This window comes from Meridianimarinicoccus marinus, from assembly GCF_040689105.1.
GTDB classification, from domain to species: domain Bacteria; phylum Pseudomonadota; class Alphaproteobacteria; order Rhodobacterales; family Rhodobacteraceae; genus Meridianimarinicoccus; species Meridianimarinicoccus marinus.
Map to the genome: position 1 here is coordinate 1 of NZ_JBFBVU010000058.1, position 9,192 is coordinate 9,192.

A 9,192-nucleotide genomic window follows, 5' to 3' on the forward strand; every position below is an offset into this window, starting at 1 on the left:
GGGACAGGCCACGACAAAGGGCTTGCGGCTGTGGCACAGGCGGAAATGGGCAACCTTCACCTTCTGCCCGACACCGCAGCATTCTGCAGGTAGGGCGGTGAGCCGAAGTTCGATGCGGGTGGCATGGAGGTCTCCTTTCCCATCGATTGCCCCTCGGCGAAGGGCACGCTGGGTCATGCATCTATTCGGCATTCCCTTGGGCGACCGAGGTTCCAAGAGATTGCAGTCGTTGAAAAGTCGCAGCGGTGTCAGGCTAATCTGCTGCCGCACCGGCAATCTCGGCCTCTTGCGCTTTCTTCTTGCGCCAATCTTTCGGGGACATCCCGAAGTTCCGCGTGAAAGCACGGGTCAGGGCCGATGTTTCGGACAGGCCAACCAACTGGGCAATCTCCTTGATCGAGTGGTCGGACTGGGTGAGTAACTCAGAAGCCCGTTCCATCCGAAGCCGGTTGATCACCTTGGACGCAGTTGTTCCGTAGGAGGACAAGCGCTTGTTAAGCACCTTGGTGGTGATGCTGCACATCCGGGCGGCCTCGCTCACCGTCAGTGCCGGATCGGACAGCCTTGACCGCACGAGGATTTCGAAGCCTTCGAGGTAGTCCAGTGGCACATCGACCTGAAACGGTTCATCGATTGCTGTGTCGTGGTTCGCGAGGACCTCGGGGTTGATCGGAAGCGACAACCAGGCCGCCGGGAACCGGATCGAGAATCCCCTGTTGTTGCACTTGATCCCGCGCACGCCGTGAAACTGCGCTGGCAGCAGGGTCGGGTCGCACAGGCGCAGAACGATCTGGGTTGGATCCCATCTGAAGTCGAGAACCCGGTGCAGCAGGGAAATCCAGATCCCGACGAGAAAGGCGTCAGAGTGGCCCGGCGACACCTCGGGACCAAAATTGCGCGTGGAGGTGAAATAGGCGTGCTCTTCCTCGATCAGGAGCCGGACGGACACCGCGTTGCTTTCTTTCGACACGATCTGGGTGAACCGGGTGAAGAAATCGCCAAGGCTCACCGACTGGCCGAGGAGCGCGCCGCGCGGCAGGAAGTTCAACAGGTCTGTCTGTTGTCCTACCAGGGCGCATATATCCGGCCGGGTTATATCGGCGATGGAGGCCAGCGCCGCATAGACCGTGTCATGCGTGATGAAAGCGGCCGGGTTCAGGACCTGCTCCTCGCTCAAACCATGCAACCCAAGCGCGAAAACGGGATCCACATCGAGCCGCCGCATCATCGCCACGACGGGGCCAAGAACCGTGGCGCGCACGAGGGACAAACCGTCTTTCTGTTCTCCTTGCGGCATCCGCATCACCCTTTCGCGTTTCGCAACGCTATGGGTCGCAGCACCGGATGGCCAAGTGGAAATTGACTGAAATTGACCGGATCAGGTCCGAAAAATGCACCACGGGATCAGCGGGTCAAAAGAATGTCGGGGCATATGTGCATAGTGGGAGGACCGGTCCGCAGGAAGACCGACCCCTGGGAGGACACCGAATGACAACACTCAACCTGAAGGCGTTGCTGCCGGCCATGTCCATGGCAATTGCGCTCACGACGCCTGCCATTGCGCAGGATGTCCCCAACATTCCTTCGGAGGTCACGCTGTTCAAGAACGTGATGGTCTTCGACGGGGTGAATGACGGCTTGAAAGTTGTCGACGTGCTCGTCGTCAAGAACAAGATTCACAAGATTGCAGAGGACATTCCCGAATCCGGCACGCGGGAAGTCGAAGTTCGAACGGGCGGAAGCAAGCGCCTGCCCGACCCTGTTGGCGGTATCGACGGCTATTCTTTCATTGTCCAGACCGAACGCGGCATCGAGACCAAAGAGGTCGAGGTCAACGTGATCGACGGCGGCGGGCGCACCTTGATGCCCGGCCTGATCGACAGCCATGTGCATGTGAACATGTACAAGAATGGCTCGATCCCGGGCCTTCAGGACACGACATGGGAGGAGATCGGCGCACGTTCTGCGGCCTTTGCGCAGGAAATGCTGGCGATGGGCTTCACAACGGTGCGTGACATGTGCGGTGCACATGGTGGACTTCGTGCGGTAATCGACGAGGGTTCGCTTCCCGGCCCACGGATCTACTCGTCCGGCACCTGCCTCAGCCAGACCGGTGGTCATGGCGATTGGGGGATCGCCGGGCAACGCAAGAACGAAAGCAATCTTGAACGGCTGGAGATCACGCGGCTTGTTGACGGCCCTGCCGAAGTGCTCCACGGCGCGCGACGGAACTTTGCGCTTGGTGCCAACTACCTCAAGATCATGGTCAGTGGCGGTGTGACCTCGATCAAGGACCCAATCTACCAGTCCGCCGTCACTGACGCGGAGATCGCTGCTGCCGTCGAGGTGGCCGGGGACATGGACTCCTATGTCGCCATGCATGTCTTCATGGACAGCGATCTGTCGCGCGCGCTCGATCTCGGGGTCAAGGTTGTGGATCACGGCCTGACTATCACCGAGCCGACAATGCAGAAGCTGGTAGAGAAGGAAGCGTTCTTCTCACCCAACCTGACCGCGTTGGCGCCCGAGGCGCTGGAGCATCCGATGCACCAGGACCCGACCTTCCCGCCGACGGCGAAGTTCCTGTGGTTGCGGAAAAACAGCGAGCAGTTGTTTGATCTGGTGCGGAAGTACAAGCCGAAGATGGTGTTCGATTCCGACTACGTTCTGCTGACCGGTGTGCCGTACCGGCAGTCGATGGACTTCACCAAAGCGTTCATGGCGCGTGAGTTCGGCAACCTCTGGGCCTTGCAGATGATGACCTCGAATGGCGGCGAGCTGGCCGCGCTGACGGGACGCGGAAACCCCTATCCCGAAGGCAAGCTCGGCGTAATCGAAGAAGGCGCCTATGCCGATATCCTCATCGTTGACGGAAACCCGCTCGAAGACATCACGGCTATCGGCGCTGTCGATACATGGTTCGATGCCGAGCCACGCGGGCAGGACGTGCCGAGCATTCGCGTCATCATGAAGGACGGAAAATTCTACAAGAACACGTTGAACTGAACGTTTGGCGGGGCTCTGGCCCCGCCGTCAACATTGCGGAAGGGCAAACTTATGAAGCATCTTTTCAAGTCCACATTACTGGCGGGAGTGGTGTCGCTCGCTGCCGGCATGTCCTCTGCGCAGGACGAAGCGCTGCCGCAGACCCTGTTCACCAATGTCCATGTTTTTGACGGCGTGAACGAGGCGCGGATCGAAAACGCCAGCGTTCTGGTCGAAGGCACCCTGATCAAGGAGATTTCGACGGAAGGGATCGAAGCGCCCAACGCAACCATGATTGACGGCGGCGGGCGCACGCTCATGCCGGGGATGCATGACCAGCACGTGCATTTGCTGGTGTTCAACCCGCTCAGTGACGGATTGCGCCAAAACATCACGCCCTTCCATCTTGGTGGCGTTGCAACGATCCGGTCCGAGCGCATCCTGATGAACGGGTTCACGACGGTTCGTGACCTCGGCGGACCGGCAAAGTCCATCGCGCGGATCATCGATACCGGTATGTTCCCCGGCCCGAGGATCTATTCTTCCGAGGCCTTCATCACGCAGACATCGGGCCATGCCGATTTCCGCAAGCTGAACGACCGGCATCCAACCCTGTCGGGGCAAGGCCCATCGCATTGGGTCGACACGGACATGAGCTTCATCGCGGATGGCCCGGAGCAGATCCGCATGGCCGTGCGCGAGAACCTGCGGCGCGGGGCAACCCAGATCAAGGTCATGGTCAGCGGCGGGGTCACGTCCGAGTTCGACCCGCTGCATTCGCTTCAGTACCAGGCGGATGAAATCCAGATGGCGGTCAAGACCGCCGAGCAATGGGGCACCTATGTCACCTGCCACGTGTTCACCGAGCAGGCGATCCGCAACTGCATCGACAATGGCGCAAAGACCGTTGAGCACATCCCGTTTTTGACCAAGGAAGCCGCCGAGATCATGGTCGAGAAACAGATCATGTTCGCGACGGCGGTTGCGCCGGTCTATTCCGTGACGACCGAACAGGCGGAAGCCTTCTACACGCCAGCCTCGTTCGCCAAATGGAAGAGCGTCCGTGACGCCGCCGCCAACATGATCGAGGTGATCCAGACGACACCGGGCATGATCGACCTCTACACGCTAGGCACCGATCTCATCAACAACTGGGACCAGACGCTTGAGCAGGACAAAAAGATGAACGACGAGTTCAAATACCTGCACGAGGCCAAGTTCAAACCCTTCGACATCCTGCGCATGGCCACATCGAACGGCGCCCGAATGAACCGCCTGACCGGCCTGAACAATCCCTACCAGGACGGCCCGCACGGCGTGGTCGAGGAAGGCGCTTACGCGGATCTCCTGCTGGTCGATGGCAACCCGCTCGAAGACATCCTGCTTCTGGCCGATCCTGATCCCAACCTGAAGGTCATCATGAAGGACGGCGTGATCTACAAGAACACGCTGGACTGAAGCGGGCGCGGGGCGGTCGGGATGTGGTTCTTGCGATCCTTGCATGAGCAGGCCGAAGAGACGCCAGGATCAACAAGGAAAAACATAAATGAAACAGGCAGGTCTTCTCGCCGCGACTGTTGTCGGCGGCTTCTGGGTGTCATCCGGAGCCATCGCGCAGGATAACGGGCCGCTGGCGCCGCTGGAGGCCGCAGCCACCGCATCGCTCGGCGGTCCGGCCTCAACGCAGGCCCAGCTGGAACAGGACCGGGTCAGGCGGTTGCAGGACTCTCGCTGGCCAGGGCTGGATGCGGCACTGGATCCCCTGGAAGCGTCCCGGCAAAGCTTTGCCGACCGCACCGGCCTGAACCTCTCCTTCGACTACCAGGCCTATTATCAGTCCGCGACCGACAGCCTGACCGATATCGACGAGGCAGCCTTGGGCCAGGCCCGCATTCTTGGCCAGTGGACGCTGCTCAACCGCGGTGGTGAAAACCCCGGGCAACTGGTATTCACCCTGGAGAACCGCCACCTGCTCGGCACGGAGATCGCGCCCGGCGGGCTTACCGGGCAGATCGGCTATGCAGGTGTCACCGCAACGACCTTCAGCGACACCGACACGACCCTCTCCGTCGCCTACTGGTCCCAGACGCTCGCCAACGGACGGGCCGGTTTCGTGGCGGGACGGATCGATCCGGGAGACTACTCGGACATCCTCGGCTACGTGAACCCGCGCACGACCTTCTCCAACTTCGCGATCCTGTTCAGCCCGGTCCTTCCAATCCCCGACCCCGGCTTCGGCATCGCAGGCGGCGGATACCTGACCGACCAGATCTACGCCCTCGGCGTCTTGTCGGATGCAAACGGCTCGCTGACCGATGTGGAGTGGTTCCCCGGTGGTCCAGAGTTCTACAAATACGCCGAGATCGGATGGACACCCGAACGCTCGAAGCGCTTTCTAACAAACGTTCACCTCGGCGTGTTTCACGTCGATGAACGCACCGAGGCAGGCGTGCCGGAAAGCTACGGGGCGATCCTGTCTGCCAACCACACCATCAACGAGGAATTCATGATCTACGGACGCCTGGGCTGGTCAGATGGAGAAGCACCAATCGCCCGGCGCGCGGCCAATGCCGGGCTCATGTGGCGGCCAGGCCTCTATGACGACCTGTTCGGATTCGGCGCAACTGTCGCGGACCCGGTGGACGAAACCCTCGACACCCAGACCACGATGGAAGCCTTCTACCGGTTGGACCTGTCGGACAATGTCGCCCTGACCGCGGATGTGCAGCACATGATCAATCCGGGATTCAACGATCAGGACCCTACCGTGTTCGGCCTAAGGCTGCGGATCAATCTTTGACCTGCGTAGTAGCTGAATAGAAAGTCCTTTGGCTGGGAATGCTGTGTCTGCGCCTGAACGGACCGGACACCATCGCGACCACGGGGCCGCGATCAATCGGATGATTGGCATTGCGTCACGCGGAAGCCTTTACGGCAGAGTATCCGTCAAATTTGGCCTGTTGCTCTGCATTGTCAGGCAATCCAATGAAGCTGTCGGATGCTCTCAAGCGGAGGCAGGTCGGTTCCCTTAGATCTTTCAACAGAAGGCGGCCACGGAGGTCGCCACCGTCAGAAAGGTTGGAACCGATGACAAACACCCTCAGGAACACCGTATTCACCGCCCTTGCCGCTTCGCTCGTCCTGGTCGCCCCGATGGCCGCCAATGCCGGCGACATCGGTGAAAAGGCCCTCAAGGGCGCTGTGGCGGGCGCAGTTCTGACCGAAATCACCGGCGGCGACGCGAAGGACGGCCTGGCGCTTGGCGCTGCGGCCGGTGCCCTCGGCGGCAAGATCGCCGAAGACCGGGATCGCGAAGATCGCAAGGACGACTGCAAGAAGGGTGGCAACAAGCACAAGCGCTGATTCCGCAACGGGATAGCAGGAACGTTTTACCCCTTCCAACCGATGCTGGAGCGATCCGGCAAGTGCTTCAATCCCGGTGTGCTCCAGGCTCGCATGGTTTGTTGCGTCAGGGTGGTTCAGGATGAGGGAGAGACGTGCAAATGTGGGCGCATGATCCGAACAGTCCGGCCTCTGTTCAGATCGTTAGTCCTATGTCAGGGGCGCTTCTGCCGTTGGCTGCTCCCTGAAGTCACTGGGCGGCTGCCCGTACCACCTCCGAAATGCCGTGCTGAAGGTACTGGCGTCGCTATATCCGAGAAGATCGGCGATCTTGGTGGGCGGGAGCGCTGTTGAGCAGATAGTCCCGGGCCAGAGCCTTTCGCAGGTTGGCGACGACTGTTGCGAAGTTCGTGCTCTCATCGGTCAGTCGGTGGGCCAGCGTTCGGGCGCTCATCCCAAGTTCGGCCGCAATTGCGTCCTGCTGGGCTGTACCGGCTGCAAGACGCGCCGTGATTTGCCTTTCAACCAACCGGGCCATGCTGTTCGGCGTTTTCGGCATCTGAGCCAGCGTGTTCTCGCAGATAGCCGAAAGTGTCCGCTGCAGGTTGTCGTCGACCGTCAACAGCGGCACATCCATATCAGCCGCCTTGAAGGCAATGCTGTTCTCCGAGGCACCAAACAGGACATTGCAGCCAAAGAACCTGGCGAGGGCCTCGGTGCCGGTCAGCCGCTGATGCGCGAACTCAACCTTCGTCGACGACATCTCCGAACAGGTCGGCTACGAGGACAACGGATCCTTCCGCCGCCTTTTCAAGAGACAAGTAGGAGTCCCTCCGCAACAAAATCGGCAGCGATACCGGGCTTGAGAGCCGATATCCCGAAGTTTCGTATCTGCTTGCCGGTACGTGAATGCGAGACTTCAGATCGCTTGGTGCTCGCTCCCCAACGGCTCTACTCGCAGCAAAAGCCGCGTTGAAGGTTATTTCCGGCGCTCACCGATCGAGGCAATCCGTGAACACTGGTCGCCAGTCTGGCGACGTCATTCATCGACTTCGCCGTCCGCCATGGCACGAACGAGGCCGCCTTTCTCCGGGCCTGGGGGATTTCCGCGGCAATCTTCCAATAATGGCGCTTCGGCATATCCCGCTGAATGGCTCGCGCTATTAGCCAAACGTCGGAATCTCGCAGATAATCTGCTAGTTTGGGTCTTAAAGGCTGCGAAAGGGGGCGGCATTGAAGACCTACGAAGTCGTAGTAGTTGGTGCCGGCTGGGCAGGATTGAGCGTCAGCTTCGAGCTCGCGCAGAAAGGGCTTGGCCACATCGTTCTTGAGCGCGGCCGAATTGGCGACACTTGGCGCACCCAGCGTTGGGCGTCTTTCCATATGAACACGCCAAATGTACTGACCGTACTGCCTGGCGACCGCTACGAAGGGCCAGCGCCAGAAGGCTTCATGAGCGGTGACGACTTTATTGCGATGCTTGAAAGCTACGTGGAACGCAACTCACTTCCCGTGAGGGAGAACACGACAGTCGTAGACGTCTCCCCGGCGGATGGTGACTTCGAAATTCGGACTTGCGACGACATCATGCGGGCCGACGCGCTCGTGGTTGCGACCGGAAACCTCAACATCCCGGTCCGGCCGGCCATATCCGAAAGGCTGCCGTCTTCAGTGCTTCAACTGGATGGCGCAGACTATCGAGACCCGGCATCGTTACCGGAAGGCGCCATCTTGGTGGTAGGTTGCGGGGATACCGGCGGTCAGATTGCCGAGGAACTGGCGCAAGTGGGACGGCGGGTCTTTCTTTCCACTGGCCGCAATGGTCGCGTCCCTCGCCGCTATCGCGGCCGCGACATCTTTCTCTGGATGTCAGAAAGCAAGCTCAACCAAAGACCGCGGCAACCTGGTGCCAGCCGTGCGCTTGTCGGACGAACCGGCACACTCAGCCTTCAGTCACTGAGCGCCTTGGGCGTGACGCTCGTTGGCAGAGCGCGCAAAATGTCACCCAGCGGGTCGATCCTGTTCGACGACTCGCTGTCCGAAAGCGCCGCATTCGCGGACGACCTGTCCCAGGGGCTGAAGAGCGCGATCGACGAGTACATCCTTCGGGAGAGCATCGAAGCACCTGAAGCCCAACCGGACCCTGGCGAGACAGTTCCGGCTCGATTTCCAAACCCGCCGATCACCAAACTCGATCTTGCCTCTGAAGGCATCCGCACCGTGATCTGGGCAACGGGGCTAACCGGCAATTTCTCGTGGCTCAATATCCCCGGCGCGATCGACAACGAAGGCCGCCCGCTACAAGAACGTTCGTTGTCCGTTCCGGGCGTTTATTTCATAGGCCTCGATAATCCGGAGGCCCAACGCTCGGGCACCGTTCTGGCCGCCGGACATGAAGCCGAGCGCATCGTCAACCACCTTGCATCCGCCCGGTAGCGCGACAGACCTGACCCGGTGGACTTTGGGCGATGCAGCCCAGCTTAATGGCTCTTCTGGATCCATCCGGCATCCATTCAAAAGAGCGTGCCATGAAACGTATGTTCTGAGTACAAATTCCTGTCTGAGGCCTGTCAAACGATCAGGGAATCCCATCAAGAAACCGTCGGATCTCGGCGACAGCAGGCACAGGGGCGTCGCGAAGCCCCATCACGTGGTCATGGTGCTGCAACTCGACCCGTTTCGCCCAAGGATAACGAGCCATGTTGTAGCTCACTGCCTTGCGCGTCAGCATCGAGCCTCGTTTCGGATCCCCGTCAAGATACATCAGTGGAGCGCGGTACGGTCCGGGCTGACCCGCACCGGGTTTGCCGGAGGCTCCAACTCCTGAGTAGGATGGAGCATCATGACAAAGACAACGAACAAGTA

Annotated in this window: 9 protein-coding genes; 5 read left to right on the plus strand and 4 right to left on the minus strand. The window is 60.2% G+C overall.

The window, feature by feature from the left end; genetic code table 11:
* Positions 1-253: 253 nt before the first annotated feature.
* Positions 254-1,297, minus strand: coding sequence for a helix-turn-helix domain-containing protein (locus tag AB0T83_RS19755; RefSeq protein WP_366194924.1), 1,044 nt, complete (start codon positions 1,295-1,297; stop codon positions 254-256).
* A 191-nt stretch (positions 1,298-1,488) separates the two neighbouring features.
* Between AB0T83_RS19755 and AB0T83_RS19760 the strand changes: the two genes are divergently transcribed.
* The 4 genes from AB0T83_RS19760 to AB0T83_RS19775 all read left to right on the plus strand — a co-directional run bounded on the left by AB0T83_RS19760 (position 1,489) and on the right by AB0T83_RS19775 (position 6,348).
* Complete coding sequence (locus tag AB0T83_RS19760; protein WP_366194925.1) at positions 1,489-3,006, plus strand: amidohydrolase family protein; 1,518 nt, start codon at positions 1,489-1,491, stop codon at positions 3,004-3,006.
* Between the two features lie 90 nt (positions 3,007-3,096).
* On the plus strand, positions 3,097-4,443 hold the full coding sequence (locus tag AB0T83_RS19765; protein WP_366194926.1) for a metal-dependent hydrolase family protein: 1,347 nt from the start codon (positions 3,097-3,099) through the stop codon (positions 4,441-4,443).
* 88 nt (positions 4,444-4,531) lie between these two features.
* Positions 4,532-5,785 (plus strand): carbohydrate porin, encoded by a 1,254-nt coding sequence (locus tag AB0T83_RS19770; protein ID WP_366194927.1) that lies wholly within the window; start codon positions 4,532-4,534, stop codon positions 5,783-5,785.
* A 287-nt stretch (positions 5,786-6,072) separates the two neighbouring features.
* The gene (locus AB0T83_RS19775) at positions 6,073-6,348 is read left to right on the plus strand and encodes a YMGG-like glycine zipper-containing protein (protein WP_366194928.1); all 276 of its coding nucleotides are present in this window, start codon (positions 6,073-6,075) and stop codon (positions 6,346-6,348) included.
* 189 nt (positions 6,349-6,537) lie between these two features.
* Here AB0T83_RS19775 and AB0T83_RS19780 read toward each other — a convergent pair whose 3' ends face one another.
* Together AB0T83_RS19780 and AB0T83_RS19785 are read right to left on the minus strand one after the other, a co-directional pair.
* The gene (locus tag AB0T83_RS19780) at positions 6,538-6,687 is read right to left on the minus strand and encodes a helix-turn-helix domain-containing protein (RefSeq protein ID WP_366194932.1); all 150 of its coding nucleotides are present in this window, start codon (positions 6,685-6,687) and stop codon (positions 6,538-6,540) included.
* Positions 6,635-7,090 carry an AraC family transcriptional regulator ligand-binding domain-containing protein gene (locus AB0T83_RS19785; RefSeq protein ID WP_366194929.1) on the minus strand — a complete coding sequence of 152 codons (456 nt, stop codon included), beginning with the start codon at positions 7,088-7,090 and terminating at the stop codon, positions 6,635-6,637. Before AB0T83_RS19785 ends, AB0T83_RS19780 begins: the two co-directional genes overlap by 53 nt.
* A 470-nt stretch (positions 7,091-7,560) precedes the next feature.
* Here AB0T83_RS19785 and AB0T83_RS19790 point away from each other — a divergent pair, with 470 nt between their 5' ends.
* Positions 7,561-8,763: a flavin-containing monooxygenase gene (locus AB0T83_RS19790; RefSeq protein ID WP_366194930.1), complete on the plus strand. Its 1,203-nt coding sequence runs from the start codon at positions 7,561-7,563 to the stop codon at positions 8,761-8,763.
* Between the two features lie 142 nt (positions 8,764-8,905).
* On the opposite strand, the gene AB0T83_RS19795 is transcribed toward AB0T83_RS19790, so the two are convergent.
* Entirely contained in the window at positions 8,906-9,058 is a 153-nt protein-coding gene (locus AB0T83_RS19795; protein WP_366194931.1) for a hypothetical protein, read from the minus strand.
* Positions 9,059-9,192: the final 134 nt, after the last annotated feature.